At 38.1% G+C, this 16866-nt stretch carries 13 protein-coding genes and 1 tRNA gene; 7 read left to right on the forward strand and 7 right to left on the reverse strand.

The window, feature by feature from the left end; all coding sequences use genetic code 11:
- Window positions 1-283 (reverse strand): DnaA N-terminal domain-containing protein (locus V7D82_RS05255; protein WP_333599927.1); only part of this gene is annotated, 283 nt, incomplete at its 3' end.
- Between the two features lie 187 nt (window positions 284-470).
- On the opposite strand from V7D82_RS05255, the gene V7D82_RS05260 reads away from it, so the two are divergent.
- On the forward strand, window positions 471-869 hold the full coding sequence (locus V7D82_RS05260; protein WP_333599928.1) for an acyl-CoA thioesterase: 399 nt from the start codon (window positions 471-473) through the stop codon (window positions 867-869).
- A gap of 5 nt (window positions 870-874) precedes the next feature.
- Here the strand turns inward: V7D82_RS05260 and V7D82_RS05265 are convergent, their stop codons facing one another.
- Genes V7D82_RS05265 through ribD form a run of 3 tightly spaced genes read right to left on the reverse strand, consistent with a single transcriptional unit; the run spans window position 875 to window position 3128 of the window.
- Entirely contained in the window at window positions 875-1483 is a 609-nt protein-coding gene (locus V7D82_RS05265) for an IMPACT family protein (RefSeq protein WP_333599929.1), read from the reverse strand.
- Window positions 1484-1486: 3 nt separating this feature from the next.
- The gene (locus tag V7D82_RS05270) at window positions 1487-2095 is read right to left on the reverse strand and encodes an HAD family hydrolase (protein WP_333599930.1); all 609 of its coding nucleotides are present in this window, start codon (window positions 2093-2095) and stop codon (window positions 1487-1489) included.
- Entirely contained in the window at window positions 2088-3128 is a 1041-nt protein-coding gene (gene ribD / locus V7D82_RS05275; protein WP_333599983.1) for a bifunctional diaminohydroxyphosphoribosylaminopyrimidine deaminase/5-amino-6-(5-phosphoribosylamino)uracil reductase RibD, read from the reverse strand. The genes V7D82_RS05270 and ribD overlap by 8 nt, the downstream gene beginning before the upstream one ends.
- A 28-nt stretch (window positions 3129-3156) precedes the next feature.
- Here ribD and V7D82_RS05280 point away from each other — a divergent pair, with 28 nt between their 5' ends.
- Both V7D82_RS05280 and prmC read left to right on the forward strand, forming a co-directional pair.
- Window positions 3157-3642: a GNAT family N-acetyltransferase gene (locus V7D82_RS05280; protein ID WP_333599931.1), complete on the forward strand. Its 486-nt coding sequence runs from the start codon at window positions 3157-3159 to the stop codon at window positions 3640-3642.
- Complete coding sequence (gene prmC / locus V7D82_RS05285) at window positions 3643-4500, forward strand: peptide chain release factor N(5)-glutamine methyltransferase (protein ID WP_333599932.1); 858 nt, start codon at window positions 3643-3645, stop codon at window positions 4498-4500.
- On the opposite strand, the gene V7D82_RS05290 is transcribed toward prmC, so the two are convergent.
- Window positions 4491-5735, reverse strand: coding sequence for an ABC transporter permease (locus tag V7D82_RS05290; protein WP_333599933.1), 1245 nt, complete (start codon window positions 5733-5735; stop codon window positions 4491-4493). The two genes, prmC and V7D82_RS05290, sit on opposite strands and share 10 nt — an antisense overlap.
- Before the next feature lie 116 nt (window positions 5736-5851).
- On the opposite strand from V7D82_RS05290, the gene hisS reads away from it, so the two are divergent.
- Window positions 5852-7210, forward strand: a complete 1359-nt coding sequence (gene hisS, locus V7D82_RS05295; protein WP_333599984.1) for a histidine--tRNA ligase — start codon at window positions 5852-5854, stop codon at window positions 7208-7210.
- A 267-nt stretch (window positions 7211-7477) separates the two neighbouring features.
- Window positions 7478-7816, forward strand: coding sequence for a hypothetical protein (locus V7D82_RS05300; RefSeq protein ID WP_333599934.1), 339 nt, complete (start codon window positions 7478-7480; stop codon window positions 7814-7816).
- A 55-nt stretch (window positions 7817-7871) separates the two neighbouring features.
- On the opposite strand, the gene V7D82_RS05305 is transcribed toward V7D82_RS05300, so the two are convergent.
- On the reverse strand, window positions 7872-15917 hold the full coding sequence (locus tag V7D82_RS05305) for a T9SS type A sorting domain-containing protein (protein ID WP_333599935.1): 8046 nt from the start codon (window positions 15915-15917) through the stop codon (window positions 7872-7874).
- 122 nt (window positions 15918-16039) lie between these two features.
- Here V7D82_RS05305 and V7D82_RS05310 point away from each other — a divergent pair, with 122 nt between their 5' ends.
- Window positions 16040-16240: a hypothetical protein gene (locus V7D82_RS05310; protein ID WP_333599936.1), complete on the forward strand. Its 201-nt coding sequence runs from the start codon at window positions 16040-16042 to the stop codon at window positions 16238-16240.
- On the opposite strand, the gene V7D82_RS05315 is transcribed toward V7D82_RS05310, so the two are convergent.
- A tRNA-Met gene (locus V7D82_RS05315) sits at window positions 16222-16295 on the reverse strand. The genes V7D82_RS05310 and V7D82_RS05315 overlap by 19 nt on opposite strands.
- Before the next feature lie 145 nt (window positions 16296-16440).
- On the opposite strand from V7D82_RS05315, the gene V7D82_RS05320 reads away from it, so the two are divergent.
- Window positions 16441-16833, forward strand: a complete 393-nt coding sequence (locus tag V7D82_RS05320; RefSeq protein ID WP_333599937.1) for an START-like domain-containing protein — start codon at window positions 16441-16443, stop codon at window positions 16831-16833.
- Window positions 16834-16866 lie beyond the last annotated feature (33 nt).

The following is a 16866-nucleotide window of genomic DNA, read 5'->3' on the forward strand; positions in this document are numbered from 1 at the left end:
CCGTAAACGGTTGTTTATTGCCATAAGTGTTTTCCATTTTAATTTTATAGAGTAACTTTGCGTTTTTCCCGAGTTCTTTGGTTAACGCTACTTTCAATAATTTAACATAATGCTCTTCCAGCCATTCGTAGAAAAATTTGCTTGGAACCTGAATGTAAAGTGCATTGTCAGTAAGTTCGACTGATTTAATCGGTTCAAACCAAGTTTTAAAGGCTTGCTCTTGAATGTTGTCCTTTATAAATAAAAGACAGTTTTCCCATACCGATTGCGCAGTTTTACTCATATTTTGTTTTAAATTATTGTAATTAGTTATAGGTTTTTAAACAAGAAAATTGATGAAAATATTCATGTTTTACGGGTCAACAAATATGTGAATAAAATTCGTTAAAAAAAATTTATATCATATTGATTTTTTAAAAATATTATTGTATAAAGAAGTATCTAATATAGATTAACAGCAAAAAAAACAGATGAAAGAACATCAGATTCAAGTTAGAGTTCGGTACTCCGAAACCGATCAAATGAGTGTAGTTTATCATGGTAATTATGTGCCTTATTTTGAGATGGGACGCGTGGAATGGCTTAGAAACAAAGGGATTTCGTATAAATCACTTGAAGAGAACGGAATTGCCCTGCCAATAGTTTCTATGACGATAAATTACAAAAAGCCAGCACGTTATGATGACTTACTTACAGTCGTAACCAAGTTCAAAAGTCAGAGCTCTGTGAAGATAGAATTTGATTGTGAAATTCGCAATGAAAACGAAGAGTTGTTAACAACTGCACATTTTTTGCTAGTTTTTGTGGATATAAATTTAGGAAAGCCTATTGCGCCTCCGGAATACATTTTGGAAATTTTAAAAGACTAAAAATTTTATACTTTTTCGATTTCAACTTCAAACATACCTTTAAAAATGTCGAACAGTATTTCGGCATTTTTTTTTCGGGTAGCAATTTCAATTTGACAACTTTCGTCCATTTGTTGTGATATGATTTCCACATTTTTCTCTTTGATTACCCGCATTACTTTATTCATGTTTTTATAATCAAAAGCAATTAAGAAATGAATATTGATGGTTTTTTCAATGATTTCAGCTTCTTCCAATGCCATTTGAGCTGCGGTTCGGTATGCCGAAATTAATCCACCAACCCCCAATTTTACACCGCCAAAAAACCGAACAACCACAATTAAAATATTAGTCAGTTCAAAGGATTGGATTTGTCCGTAGATGGGCATTCCTGCAGAATTACTGGGTTCGCCATCATCATTAGCACGATACTGAATCGTGTCAGTCCCGAGCTGAAAAGCATAACAAAAGTGTACCGCTCCAAAATGCTCTTTTCGTAATTTCTCTAAATGCAATTTGATTTCCTCTTCGGTGGTTACCGGAAAAGCATAGCCAAAGAACTTGCTGTTTTTTTCTTTATAAAGAATTTCAGGAGAAGGATTTGCTAAAGTTTTATAAGTATCGCTAACAGTCAAAACTTAAAAAGGCAGGTGTTTTTGGTCAAACATATTCACAACATCATCAGTGCCAACCTGTAAATTCCAGACGTGCAGTCCTAAACTCTCGGCAACGTCAGTGTTACTTTTTTTATCATCCACAAACAAAGTCCGTTTCGGAGACAAATCATGCTTGCGGAGCAAAGTAGTGAAGATTTCCGGGTCAGGCTTGCGCATACCCATTTCATAGGAATAATATACTTTTTCAAAACAACGATAAAAATCACTGTAAAAAGACATGCCCACCATGTGTTCAAAACGGCTGATGTGTATAGAATCGGTATTGGTCAGAAGGAATAGGCGATAGCGGCTGGATAGCATTTGTAGAAACTCCAATCGGTGCAACGGAAAATCGCCAATCGAGGCATTCCAAGCTTTGCGAATGTCATGAACAGTGGCGTTGGGAATAAATTTAAAGAAAGTTTCTATGAATTCTAATTCCGAAATTTTACCTTTTTCAAACAAATCATTACAGGCCAGTAAATCTTCATTTGGACCATCCAAACCTAATTTTTTAAATTCCGCAATGGATGCTTCTTTTTCAAGATTGATGAATACATCTCCAAAATCAAAAATTATAGTATTAATCATGGTTCAAAAAAAGTTTAAGTTGATCGTCTTTTATCTTTTCTGTTTTGGAAATCCCATTCATAACAGGGGCTTTAACACCTTCTTTAAATGAAATGGCACCACTAAAAACTCTAGCTTCATCCCAAAGATTACTATCAATAAAACTCTCTAAGGTTTGTTTACCACCTTCGATTATTACAGACTGGAGTCCATATTTGTATAAAATACCGACAATTTTTTTGGTTAGCTGGATATCAAAGATAACACTTTCATATATAAGATTCTCACTAAATGTTAAATTTTCTTGCTCTGTGATGACGATGGTTTTGGTTTTTTTGTCTTTGAGATTGTAGTCTTCAGAGATTTTTCCGGTTCGGTCTACAACCACTCGAATAGGATTATTACCTGACCACTCGCGAACGTCTAATTTTGGATTGTCTTCTAAAACGGTGTTGGTTCCTACCAAAATGGCCTGCTCTTCGCTTCTCCATTTATGCACCAATTGTCTCGAGAATTCATTGGAAATCCAAACGGGCTCTTTTTTTTCTTTCGTTAAAGGCGCTATAAAACCATCTGAACTTTCCGCCCATTTCAGAATGATATAGGGACGTTGCTGGTTATGAAAAGTAAAAAAACGCTTGTTCAGTTCGTGGCATTCGTCTTCTAAAACACCCACGGTAACAGTTACGCCATTTTCAATTAATCGTTTGATGCCGGTTCCGGCCACCTTGCTGTTAGGATCAACAGTTCCCACCACCACAGTTGGAATTTTATGAGCAATAATCAAATCACAACAAGGCGGTGTTTTGCCAAAATGACTGCAAGGTTCCAACGAAACATAGATAGTAGCTTTGGATAAAAGAGACTTGTCTTTTACTGAATTTACGGCATTGACTTCGGCATGGGGTTCACCGGCTTTTCGGTGCCAGCCTTCGCCAATAATCTTGCCGTCATGCACAATCACGCTTCCCACCAATGGATTGGGATAGGTGGTTCCCAGCCCGTTTTTGGCCAATTGGATGCAGCGTTTTATGTAAATTTCGTGTATCTTCACAGCACAAAAATAAGACATTACTTTTAGAATGAATAGCATACGAATCAGAGAAATCCAAAAGGAAGACAACGCTCCAATGGCTGCGGTTATCCGGGAAGTTTTTATTTCCGATGATTATCCGAAAACAGGAACTGCATTTGCCGATTCCCAATTGGATTTTATGTTTGAGACCTATGATAAACCGCGAGCCATTTATTTTGTGGTAGAAGAGAATGGTGAAATCATCGGTGGAGCAGGGGTGAGCCAATTGGAAAATACTACTGAAAATATCTGCGAGTTGCAAAAAATGTATTTCCTAAAAGCCGCTCGTGGCAAAGGAATTGGTTTGCAAATGATTGAAAAATGTTTGGCCAAAGCCACCGAATTCGGATATGAAAAATGCTATCTAGAAACACTGCCCGAAATGGTAGTAGCACAAAGCTTATACAAAAAAGTTGGTTTTGAATACCTTTGCGAACCATTAGGAAACACTGGGCATACGACTTGTCCGGTTTGGATGTTAAAGAATTTATAGATGCTGCTCAAAAACTACAAAGCTATTTTCCTTCAGGAACTTTCTTCTTTATATGATGAAAAGGAAAGCGAGAGTTTTTACTATCTCATATTGGAAAAACTACATGGGTTAAAGCGAATAGATTTGGCACTGAATCCAGAAATCGTAATGGATGGCAATCATTTAAAACAATGGAAAAGTATCGTTTCCGATTTGAAAGTTCACAAACCAATTCAATATATTCTGGGCGAAACCGAGTTTTTTGGTTTGCCATTTTTAGTCAATGAAAATGTTTTAATTCCGAGACCGGAAACGGAAGAATTGGTCGAGTTGATTGTATCAAATAACCGAATAACCGAATTAACAAATCCACTAAAAATCCTTGACATCGGAACGGGTAGTGGCTGTATTCCTATTGCTTTGAAAAAGAATTTGGCGAATGCTGCAGTGTATGCGATTGATGTTTCCGAAGGTGCTTTGGCTACAGCCAAAAAAAATGCGGAACTCAACCAAGTAGAAGTCACTTTTCTGCTTAAGAATATTCTGGAAACCGACGGTTTAGAACAGCAATTTGATGTTATCGTTTCCAATCCGCCTTATGTTCGGAATTTGGAAAAAGCCGAAATCAATCCCAATGTTTTAGAATACGAACCGCACTTAGCTCTGTTTGTAGAGGATGATGATGCGTTACTTTTTTATAGAAAAATTGCTCAATTGGCGAAGAAAAATTTGAACCCAAATGGTCAATTGTATTTCGAAATCAATCAATATCTAGGAAATGAAACCGTTGCATTGCTTCATGAGTTAGGTTTCAAAAACATCCAACTCATCAAGGATATTTACGGTAATGATAGAATGATTAGTTGTAATTATTCGTAGCGAAGGGCTTCAATAGGGTCAAGCTGTGAAGCTTTTATCGCCGGATAGGAACCGGAAACTACAGCCACTATAAAAGTCGTAATCACCGCCGCCATGATGGCCAACCATGGAATCACAAAACTAAAATCAATCGCCACAGCAATTAGGTATCCGGTAATGATTCCGAGAATAATTCCAACCAAACCGCCCAGCTGACCAATGATTAAAGTCTCAACAAAAAACTGAAAGGCAATAGTGCTTTTCTTGGCGCCTAGCGCTTTTCGAACACCAATTTCACGGGTTCTTTCGGTTACCGAAACCAGCATGATATTCATCAAGGCAATCGAAGAGCCAAAAATGGTAATGATACCGATAATCCAGGCAGACCAACTTAAAACGCCGGTGATTTCAGCAATTTTATTAATCAAATCATCGCTTCGGGAAATTCCGAAATTATTGTCTTCTACCGGATTCAGTTTTCGCACTTTTCGCATGGTGATGATGGCATGATCAACCGCTTCGTCCAGCAATTCGTTTTTGTCAATCATCGTGCTGATGGTGTAATTGATATTGGGTGCCGAAAACATTGAACGTGCCACCTGAATCGGAATCAGCATACGCAAATCCTGACGGTTTCCAAAGGAAGAGCCTTTCTCTTTTAATACGCCGATGACTTTGAACTTGGCGCCTCGAACCGAAATGATTTTACCAATCGGATTAACATCTTTCAGCAATCCTTTGGTAGCAAAATCAGAACCTACAATACAAGAATAAGTGTTGTTTTGAATGTCGAAATTATTGAAATTTCTACCTTGAGTTACTTCTAATCCTGAGTTCGTAAGGAAATAATCATCTACGCCCATCACCGAAATTTCGGGATCGGTTTTTTGATTTTCATATTTTACTTCGGCCGTTGAGGTAGCTGTAAATGATAAGGAAGTATGTGTAAACGGATAGTCATAGGTTTCTTTGAAAGCCCGTGCTTGCGGATAAGAAATAATCGGATTGATTTTTTCCACTTCGCCGCCGCCATGACGTCGGTTGGTGTTTTCGTATTGATTGATGTTGAATGTATTGGAACCCATCGAAGCAAAATTGGTTGACAGCGTATTTTGCAAAGCAGAAACCACGGTAAGAATACCAACCAAGGCCCAAATTCCCAAGGCAATAATTAAAATCGTAAGAATGGTGCGCAACAATTGTGTTCGTATCGAACTGGTGGCAATTTTTATGTTTTCTCTGAATAATCCAATCATGATGGTAATTTGACACGAAATTACGGTTTTTGTTACAAGAATATTGCTTGGGTTGTAGAAATTAGTTTTAAAAAATAAGATATTTGCAAAGCGAATTTCTAATTCATAATTTCAAAATGGCACAAAAACCAAGTATTCCAAAAGGCACCCGAGATTTTTCACCTGCAGAGGTTTCTAAGCGTAACTATATTATTTCGATTATGCGTTCGCATTTCGAGAAATATGGTTACCAACCTATAGAAACGCCTTCGTTTGAAAACTCAGATACTTTGATGGGGAAATATGGGGAAGAAGGGGATCGTTTGATTTTTAAGATATTGAATTCGGGAGATTTTTTAGATAAAGTTACTGCGGAGGAATTACAAACTATAAACTATAAAAAGCTTACCGGGAAAATCTCCGAAAAAGCCTTGCGATACGATTTAACTGTACCGTTTGCCCGTTATGTAGTACAACACCAAAGTGAAATTGAGTTTCCGTTTAAGCGCTACCAAATTCAACCAGTGTGGCGTGCGGATCGTCCGCAAAAAGGGCGTTTCAGAGAGTTTTACCAATGTGATGCCGATGTGGTGGGTTCTACCTCCTTGTGGCAGGAAGTGGAACTGGTGCAATTGTACGACTCGGTTTTTGCAGATTTAGGATTGAACGGTGTGACCATCAAAATCAACAATAGAAAAGTGCTTTCCGGCATTGCGGAAGTGATTGGCGCTTCGGATAAACTGATTGATTTTACGGTGGCTTTGGACAAACTCGACAAGATAGGAGAGGAGGGCGTTAAAAAAGAAATGCTCGAAAAAGGCATTTCGGAAGCGGCTTTAATCAAAGTACAACCGTTGTTCAATTTTACCGGAACGATTCAGGAAAAATTAGAAAAACTTTCAGGATTACTGGCTACCTCCGAGGAAGGAAAGAAAGGCATCGAAGAGTTGCGTTTCATTTGTGATAACGTGACTAAACTGGGTTTGCAAAAAGCCCATTTAGACTTGGATGTGACTTTAGCCCGTGGGTTAAATTACTATACCGGCGCTATTTTTGAAGTTACAGCTCCAGAAGGTGTTGCTATGGGTTCCATCGGTGGTGGTGGAAGATATGATGATTTGACTGGTATTTTTGGTTTGAAAAATATGAGTGGCGTGGGGATTTCTTTTGGTTTAGACCGAATTTATTTGGTGTTAGAAGAATTGGATCTTTTCCCGAAAACCGTTACTACAGCTACTAAAGTGTTGTTTTTGAATTTTGGCGAAAGCCAGGAATTTGAAGCGATGAAAGCCGTTACCACGTTACGCAATCACAACATCAAAGCTGAAATGTATCCGGATGCTGTTAAGATTGACAAACAGTTCAAGCATGCGGAGCGCAGAGGTATTCCGTTTGTGGTTAAAGAAATTGCTAATGGTATTTTTACACTAAAAGATATTATCGGCGGTGAACAACTGCAGTTAGACTACTCCCAATTAGCACAAAAGCTGCAATAAACAAGCAACCGTATATTTTTTATTAAATAATTATATCCTGACTATAAGATTAGTATAATCCGTAAGAAATAATTGTGTCCTGACTATAAGATTAGTATAATCCGTAATAAAAAATTATACCATGACTATAAGGTTGGTATAATCTATAAGAAATAATTGTGTCCTGACTATAGGGTGGTATAATCCGTAAGAAATAATTATATAAATACTATAATAATTGTATAATTATTTATAATTTTGAATTATAACTTACTATTTTTCAAACGTATGGAAACTTCTATCCACATTGGCAACCTGATTAAGCACTATATTGACCAAAATAATTTGGTTCGAACCACTATTGCCAAGCAGATGGCTACGCCTAACACGGCTATTTATGCTTATGAGAAGCGCAAGTATATTCATTGTCAAACGTTGATGCGTCTTTGTGGAGCCATGCGCTATAATTTTTTTATGGATATTGCTAATTCAATGCCTAAAGACTTTGGGTATGACCCTAAATTGGTTTCGGATAAAGATGCTTTGATTGCCCAACAGGCCACCGAAATTAATAAATTGACATTGGAAAATAATTTGTTAAAGGAATTGATAATGGGTCGAAAATAAAAAAAGCTCCTTTTGGGGAGCTTTTTTTGGGTGTCAAATAAAAAAATGAAGGGGATTATCTAACTAAGATTTTCTTAGTTATTTCTCCTTTATCGGTAATTACCTTGATGATGTAAGTTCCTGTACTTAATCCAGAAACCGGTAATTGAATGTTAGCTTGGTTTTGGTTTTCAATGGTCCAGTTGGTTACATTTTGTCCCAATAAATTAAACAACGATACTGATTTTACAGTAGCATCCTGTAACTCATTTTGGATGTTAATCATGTTATCCGCTTGAGAATGTGATACCACTATGCCATTATTGATTTGGTTATCAACTACGCCAAGCGCGTTGCTTACGAATCGCAATGAGAATCGGTCTTCGTAAGTTCCTGCCGGTAAGTTGATTTCAAAACTTTGTGATTTAATGCTATTGTACTGTGCCGTTACATTATCATAGATGTAGATTTCCTGATTTGGATTAAAGTTTTCTTGCCCATCAATAACAAATTTCACATTTCCGGCGGCGGCTGTTTTTACGCCCAAAGGATAAATATTGGCAGTATTAAAGTAACCGTCACCATTGATGTTCAATTTTGAAGTACCATTGATGAAGTACATGTCGCTAGGTTGAATTTCAATTTGTTCTGCATCGTATTTAGGATCGATTCCAGCAGTAGCATACTGATTCATGAAACCTAATAAGATTTGACGGTGATAATTATCGGTTGAGTTAAATCCTAATCGTAGTTTTGTAAATTGCTCTTCTGAGAAAGCGTCTTCTGTATTGTTGAAAGCAGGATCGTTAGGGGATGCCACAGTATTATTGATGTGTCTGAACATGGTGTTTGAAGTCACATCGTCTTCTTTTACAAAAAGCCTTTGACCGTTATTGAAAGTAATAGTACCTCCTGTTGCAGAACCTTTCACAAAAAATCCTTGCCCAACCGGGATAAATCTTTCCGGTGTTTTGCTGCTGGTACCTATGCCACTTACTCCTGATGGAGCTACCGGAGGTGTTCCGCCAACCAATGTTCGGGTAGCATAACCCCCTTGGTACTGAATTGTATTGTGAGAAGTATTAGTACTGTAATGTTCCCAGAAATATAATGTACCGGTGATAGAAGCGCTATTGTCATTAATAAACTGAGAAGCATCAATAGCAGAAGCATATGGATTTCCACAAAGATTTAAATTGTTAGCCGCTACAGTTGATGTAATAGTTCCATTATTAGGTTTGCCGGCAAAAGTATAATTTTGAGTTGCTGTTCCTGCGGCACTTCCTTTCAAAGTATACCCTTGACCAGCCAATAAAGTTCCGTTAGGACCTACCGAAGACCAGTTAGCATAACTGTTGCTGGCATTTTGGAATTTAAAAATCCAATAGCTGCTCAAAGTGATAGGTGTAGTAGCTGAACCATTTACACTACTTGTCCATTGAAGGTTTTGAATGTTATTTGGATCCGTACCATCTCTCATCACACCAGCTACTGTGTAACCGTGATTGATGGTTGTACTGTTGATAGTACTTACCGGCGATGACCAATAGTTATAGTTGAATTTGTTAGATTGTCCTTGTTGGTCTCTTTCTATAGAGCCAGAGCTAGTCACATCTAAATCACTGTTAGTGGTTTGTACCAATTGCGATTTTCCAACTAAATCAATTTTTCCGTTTAATTGTAAGTACCAATCGTTTTGAATTTTGGTATCATTAGTCATGCTTACCGTTACACCCGGATCAACAAACATCGCTAAGTCAGTATTGTTGGCTGTTTCGGTAATGTTGTGTTTTACCTGAACGATTGACCAATCCTGATCCATAACATCCTGACCTCTAACATCATTTGTAGGGCTGTTAACCGCTGTTGCAAAAGTGCCGGTTCTTTCAGTTACGAAAGGCATTGGGGCTTGTTGCACATAGATATTTTTGTGGTTGTACATTTTCATTCCGGTTCCGGTATCCGTAGATGTAGTTGTTAAATCATCAATAATGTCATCTTTAAAGGCATCCATTCTGTAATAGCGTAACAAATTAGAAAAAGGCAATGCACTTACATCTTTTGGTACAATAGTACCTCTAACTTGTGAACTGGTGTTTTGAATTTCCTGGTAAACCATTCTTTGTACCTGCGCATCAGTAAGTGCTACATTGAATATTCTAACTTCATCAATTTTTCCTTTGAAATATTTATCATAAGGAGTGTTAGGGTTTCTACCAATCGTTAGTTTTGTAGCATCGGCAGCGATACTTCCTGAATTAGCTTGTGTGGCTACTAATCTTCCGTTTAAGTATAGTTTTAATGTTGATCCATCAAAAGTGGCAGCCACATGATACCATTGCGAAGTGCTTAACACCACATTATAAGTTAAAGTGTTCCCGTTAACATAAGCTTCTACCTTTCTGGCCGCAGAAACTCTAATATGGAATCGGTCTTGACCTACTACCACACCATCGGCGCTATAGGCACTGTTCATATCTATCCATGCCATTAAGGATGCTTTTGGTAAACCTCCTAAAACTGAAGCGGCTTCTGCGTAATCATTTCTTCCGTCAAAATCCAATAATAGTTTTCTGTTTAAATCTCTTGGAGAACCAATAACAGCAGTATTGGTATCAAAAGAGTCTAATATTCCGTCTTTGTCAATATCCGTTGAACCATCTATTTTCCCGTCATTATTTGCATCTAAGCTGCTGTATAGTCCTGTTTGTATATCTTTAATGCCATCATTGTTAGCATCTAATTGTAAATAATCTGCAACTCCGTTAGCATCCGTATCTTGAGCATAAGATCTTGAGATGGTTCCGAAATTGGTTGAGTTATCATATAAATCTAATATTCCGTCTTTATCGGTATCTACTAAATCTCCTTTCCCATCGCCATTGATGTCACCATCACCGTTTAAAGTTCCTGCTTCATCCACATCAAAAAAGGAATCATTATCACTATCTAAATCTAAATAATTTGGAACACCATCCCCATCGGTATCAGCTACTGAAAAAGTTCCGGCCGCGATTTGTGCGTCTATAGCGTCAAGAACACCGTTTCCGTTTGCATCAACCCATGTGCTTGAATCTAATTTAGAAGAGCCATTGCTATACGATCTTAATCCTGCTTCTTCAACATCTGCTATACCATCGTTTTCGTCATCTAAATCAAAGATGTTGGCAATTCCATCTCCATCAGAATCCACATAAGTTTGTGTAATTAGAATGTCATCCATGGCAAAGTCATTTCCACCTCCACCCGGAGCATTGTTTCTGATTTTGATCATGAAATCAGTGATGTTGCCCAAATTAACACTTGTAGCATAATTTAACCAATTGGATAAAGAAGGACCACAACTATTGTCTAAAGAGTTTGATGCCGAACATCTGCCGATATTTCCAGTGTTGTAGCTTGCGATTAAAGTTGCGCCGGTAATGTCTCTGAACTCAATGGTTATGTTAGGCAAAATGGTTGTGCCCAAATTTCCTTGTCTCATTAGGTTCATTACCCAAAAGCTAAAAGAGGTTGGAGTGTTAGGAAGAATTCCATTAATAATAGCCTGATAAAAATAAGTTCCGGCTGTATTATCAGCATTAAAGATGGCCATTCTACCATTTACATCACCCGAAGTGTGATCAAGTTGATCAGTCCAGGCTAAGTCATGGTGAATGTTTTCCGGATCTGCTGCTACGCCATTAGAATTGGTTACGATATAATTTACGCAATATTCACCATCATCTAATACGCCTGAAGAGTTAGTTCCACAACTGTTTGTGTTTGTGGTGATATTGTCCTCATAACAAGAAGTCGTTGAAGCTCCGGGAATATTAATGTTTATTTGGCCTTTTGTAGTTCCTGCTCCAAAAGTTTCATTTAAGAAAGTATACTGAATTAAATTATTTAATGGATAACTAAGCGCATCAGTTTGTTCTTGAATATCAGATATTCCATCATTATCATCGTCTGAATCTTTGTTGTCAGTTACTCCATCTCCATCTGTATCTAAATAAGTCTGAACTCCTAATCCAGTGATGTCAAAATTAAATGGATTCATTCCGGTAGCATTGGTTACTATTGAAAAAGTAGCTGTTTTGGTTCCTTTAGTTGTTGGGTTAAACGCAATTTGGAATGTTGAAGTTCCTCCAGGAATAATAGATGTGCTTGGTGCAGCCGACATGTTAAAATCACTGGCGTTAGTACCTGTAAATGTTGCAGTTCCAATAGATATAGCCCCTGTACCCGTATTTGTGATGGTATAAGTTACGGTTACTGAACCACTGTCAATTGATACACTTCCAAAATCTGTTTGTTTAGTTTGAGTAGGAGTGGTGTCTCCATCAGTAATAGCTAATCCGTTTGGATTGGTTACTGTAATAGTCATTGTACCTCCAGTTCCTTTAACGGCATAAGTATAAGGGTTTTTAGTACTATCACCATTAACGATACTAATTGTTGCATTTCTAGTTCCGGAAGCACCTGGTGTAAATAAAACGGTAAAAGTTGTGCTTCCAAAAGCAGCAACAGTAGCACTTGGTGCGGTTTGGATGCTGAAATCAGTAGCATTGGTTCCGGAGAAAGTAATGGCTCCAACGGTTAACGGCATGTTACCGCTATTAAATATTGTAAAAGTTCGGGTGTTGGTTGAAGTACTAAAATCAGTCCAGTTGGTGGTTACTGCCGGTGTAGCACCATTGGCAATGGTTGTTGCATTACCTTGTATAGAGATTCCTTGAACTACGCCTGTTCCTTGTACTTTGAAAGTAAAAGGGTTTTTGGTGCTGTCACCATTAACAATGTTTACGATTGCGGATCTGGTTCCAGTAGCGCCTGGTGTAAATAATACTGTAAAAGTAGAACTTCCAAGAGAAGGAATACTAGAACTCGGTGCTGTTTGAACAGAAAAATCAGTAGGGTTTGTTCCGGTAAATGTAATAGCTCCAATGCTTAAAGGGAGCGTACCCGAATTATAAATAGTATAAGTTCTGGTAACAGTAACGGTGCTGAAATCTGTCCAGTTGGTAGTTGAAACAGTAGTGGAACCATGCGTGATAGCAGTGGCATTTCCTTGTAAACTGATTAATTGTGTTGAACCAGTTCCTTTAATAGCAAAGGTATAAGGGTTTTTGGTACTGTCATTATTAACTAAACTAAGGGTGGCATTTCTTGTTCCGGAAGCACTTGGTGAGAATAAAACGGTAAACGTTGTACTTCCATAAGCAGCAACAGTAGCACTTGGTGAAGTTTGAATGGTAAAATCAGAAGCATTAGTTCCAGAAAAAGAAATAGCACCAATTGTTAAAACAACATTTCCACTATTAGTTATGGTAAAAGTTCTGGTACTGGTTACTGTACTAAAGTCAGTCCAGTTGGCAGTAGTTGGAGTTGCCGCACCATTTGCAATGGTTGTAGCATTACCTTGTATCGTAATTCCTTGTACAACCCCGGTTCCTTTTATCGCGAACACATAAGGATTATTACTGGTGTCATTATTTGCTATCGAAATAGTAGCATTTCTGGTTCCCGCTGCTGATGGGTTAAAAGTTACCACGAAAGTAGTACTTGAACTAGGACCAACAGAACTGCTTGGAGAAGTTGTTACAGTGAAATCACTTGCGTTAGCTCCAGAAATTGAAATGGTTCCGATGCTTAATATACCTGCTCCGGTATCATTGATAGTGAAAGTTCGGGTTGAATTGGTTGAACCAAAATCAGTCCAGTTTGTTGTTGAAGCGGTTACACTTCCATTTGTAATGGCTGTTGCATTTCCGGTAACATTCATGGCCGAATAGTTTACGGTTGCTACCACACCTGTTCTAGGAGTTGATGAGCAAGAACCATTAACCGCTTCTGCATAAAATGTTGTTGTAGATGAAATAGATGGAGTTGTAAAACTGGTCCCAAAACCTAAAGAACTTCCTCCGGTCAATGCTGAATACCAATAAAGAGTTCCTGCCGATGGAGTAGCTCCTATAATCACTGTTCCGGTACCGGTTCTTGAACCAGGAACTGTAGCTGTTATAGTTGGAGTTGCATAAATAGTCAATGTTTTTGTTGAAGTGTCATTACTACACCCTGATTGTGAAGAGGTAAGTGTTAATGTTACATTCCCAGCAGAAATATCTGCAGCACTAGGGGTATAAGTACAGGTTGTTAACGAGTTGGCATTGGCAAAAGTACCGGTTCCACTAGATGACCAGGTTACACTTGTATAATTTGTTGCACTCGAACCCGCAGTAATATTAACGGCGCCAGCAGTTGAACATGTTGTAATAGCAGTTCCTGCTGTTGCTGTTGGACCATAGATGGTTATTAATTTTGTAGCCGTTACGTTGTTGCAAGGAGTTAGTCCTGTAGCTGTTAAGGTTAATGTAACCCCGCCGCCTAAATTATCAGCAGCACTAGGAGTATAGGTACAGGCTGTTAATGAATTAGCATTGGCAAAGGTTCCAGTTCCGCTAGATGTCCATGTAATGGCTGAATAATTGGTGGCGCTCGCACCAGCAGTAATGTTTACAGTTCCCGAAGCATTACACATGTTAATATCTGTTCCGGCAACGGCAGTTGCTGAAGAAGCAATTGTTAACGTTTTGGTTGTCGTAGCATTACAAACAGGATTTGTGGCCGTCAGTGTTAAAGTTACGCTACCAGCTGTTATATCAGCAGTACTAGGAGAATAAGTACAAGTTGTTAATGAATTAGCATTTGTAAAAGTACCGGTTCCGCTGCTGGTCCATACTATACTAGTTTGATTTGTAGCACTTGAACCCGCAGTGATGTTAACTGATGGATATACAGAACACATAGCGATAGCAGTTCCGGCAACCGCTGTTGAGGTTTGAACGATTGTCAGTGTTTTAGTTGCAGTAGTATTACCACATGGAGAGTTTCCAAATGCAGTCAAAGTTAAGGTTACATTACCAGCAGTAATGTCAGCTGCGCTAGGAGTATAAGTGCAAGTTGTTAATGAATTAGCATTAGTAAAAGTACCGGTTCCATTTGAAGTCCAGGTGACAGACGCATAATTTGTAGCACTAGATCCAGTTGTGATATTCACGGCTCCTGCGGTAGAACAAGTACTGATAGCTGTTCCTGCATTGGCAGTTGCTGAACCATTAATCACCACATTAGCAGTATTGAATAAACTAATAGCACTACTGCAGCTACTGCCAGAGGATAAGTTGGTTATTGTAACGGTTGTGGTTCCAATATTTAGTGAAGGTGTTGTAAAAGTTCCTGTTCCCGGAATTCCGGCAGTAAAACTCATGCTAGCGGTATTGCCAGTTGCTGTTGTCGCTCCAGAAAGATTGTATGTTACAGTATACGTTCCAGTTGTTAGAGTCGTAGAACTAAGAGTAACCACAGAGGTTGATGATCCGCAAAAAGGGCCAGTTGCAGAGGTAGCTGATGTTAAAGCATATGCTGGACAAGTCCAAGTTATTTTTATTTGACCATTTGCACCATCACCACCTTTATTTGCAGCAGCATCATTACCACCACCACCACCACCACCAGGTGGATTTCCGGCATTACCATCAGAAGTTGAAGCGGTACCTCCATTACCTCCATTTGCGCCAGCACCACCGGCACCACCGGCAGCTGAGGTACCGCCGTTACCAGTTGTTCCAGAGGTTACAGTAGTATTTCCTAAGGATGCTGCAGCTGTTCCTCCATTATTTGGACTCGTTGTAGAATTATTGTTTCCTTTACCACCACCTACAGCTAAAGTTCCAGTTGCATTGGTTATAGGTGTTGAGTTTGTTGAGGCAGTTGCATTAAACCATGAATTTCCTCCAGCTGTTGCTAGAGTTGTGCTATTAGCGGGTCCACCAGTACCTTTTGATCCTACAGTATAATAATATGTACTGCCTGGTGTAACTGTGTGGATTCCTTTGGCATAAGCACCACCACCACCACCGGTTCCACCGTTAGATGTGGTATTGTTACTGTTTCCTCCACCTCCACCTGCTCCCCATGTTTCAACGGTTACAGTTGTTACCCCAGCAGGAATAACAATTGTGCTTGTCCCTGGCGTTGTAAAGGTTTGAGTTGTTTGCGCATGTCCATAATTAACTGCCATTAGCAGTGTAATTAGTAAGATGCCTTTTTTTTCTAATTTAAGTAATAAACTTTTCATAACTCGGGGGTTTATGATTTATTATTTAAATGAAGTTTGACTGCTTCATTTGTTTTATTTGACAAACCAAAAGTAGGAAGTATTTTTAATTAATCGACAAAATGCAATAAATAATCGATGAAATGCATATTATTGAAATAATAACAAATAAAAAACCTACAAAATATATCAAAAACTTACAAAACACTCTTGTTAAAAATAGTTTTTGGGTTGATTACAAATCAGAACAATTAGGAAAGGAAGGAAATAAGAGAAAAGGGAGAAATAAAAAAGGCTTGGAAATTTCCAAGCCTTTTAATTTTTGTAGCGAGAGGGAGATTTGAACTCCCGACCTCAGGGTTATGAATCCTGCGCTCTAACCGACTGAGCTACCTCGCCAATATGTGACATTCCCTGAATGCGGGTGCAAATATAAAATTTAAATTTAGGGTTACAAACTTAAAACACTTATTTTTTTTATTTTTAAAAAACGCTTTTTTATTGATTTTATATTCTATATATTTCCAAAAAATTTGTTCTGATTATGGATAATAAAATTCGCTATGAGCTTGAGTTTCCTTTGAATTCGTCACCTCAATTGCTTTACCAATATATTTCAACACCTTCAGGGTTACAAGAATGGTTTGCTGACAATGTGAACTCTAGAGGTGAATTTTTTACTTTTATATGGAATGACATCGAAGAAAATGCTCGTTTGGCTTCCAAAAAAACTGGTGAAAAAGTAAAATTTAAATGGGTAGATGATGCTAAAAAGGATACGGAATATTATTTCGAATTAAGAATACTTGAAGATGAAATTACCAAAGATGTCTCTTTAATGGTGGTTGACTTTGCCATAGAAGATGAAGTAGATGAAGCTAAGTTATTGTGGGAAAATCAAATTTCCGACTTAAAACACGTCATAGGTTCCATATAAATATTTTTAATTACAGTATATTTGTCCCGCTAA

The organism is Flavobacterium sp. (genome assembly GCF_036741995.1).
GTDB lineage: Bacteria > Bacteroidota > Bacteroidia > Flavobacteriales > Flavobacteriaceae > Flavobacterium.

Coding starts and splice junctions, on each gene's coding strand:
- V7D82_RS05300 (WP_333599934.1), top strand. CDS start 7,478: ATGGAAACTTCTATCCACATTGGCAACCTGATTAAGCACTATATTGAC.
- hisS (WP_333599984.1), top strand. CDS start 5,852: ATGGCACAAAAACCAAGTATTCCAAAAGGCACCCGAGATTTTTCACCT.
- prmC (WP_333599932.1), top strand. CDS start 3,643: ATGCTGCTCAAAAACTACAAAGCTATTTTCCTTCAGGAACTTTCTTCT.
- V7D82_RS05310 (WP_333599936.1), top strand. CDS start 16,040: ATGCATATTATTGAAATAATAACAAATAAAAAACCTACAAAATATATC.
- V7D82_RS05260 (WP_333599928.1), top strand. CDS start 471: ATGAAAGAACATCAGATTCAAGTTAGAGTTCGGTACTCCGAAACCGAT.
- V7D82_RS05305 (WP_333599935.1), bottom strand. CDS start 15,917: ATGAAAAGTTTATTACTTAAATTAGAAAAAAAAGGCATCTTACTAATT.
- V7D82_RS05320 (WP_333599937.1), top strand. CDS start 16,441: ATGGATAATAAAATTCGCTATGAGCTTGAGTTTCCTTTGAATTCGTCA.
- V7D82_RS05270 (WP_333599930.1), bottom strand. CDS start 2,095: ATGATTAATACTATAATTTTTGATTTTGGAGATGTATTCATCAATCTT.
- V7D82_RS05280 (WP_333599931.1), top strand. CDS start 3,157: ATGAATAGCATACGAATCAGAGAAATCCAAAAGGAAGACAACGCTCCA.
- V7D82_RS05290 (WP_333599933.1), bottom strand. CDS start 5,735: ATGATTGGATTATTCAGAGAAAACATAAAAATTGCCACCAGTTCGATA.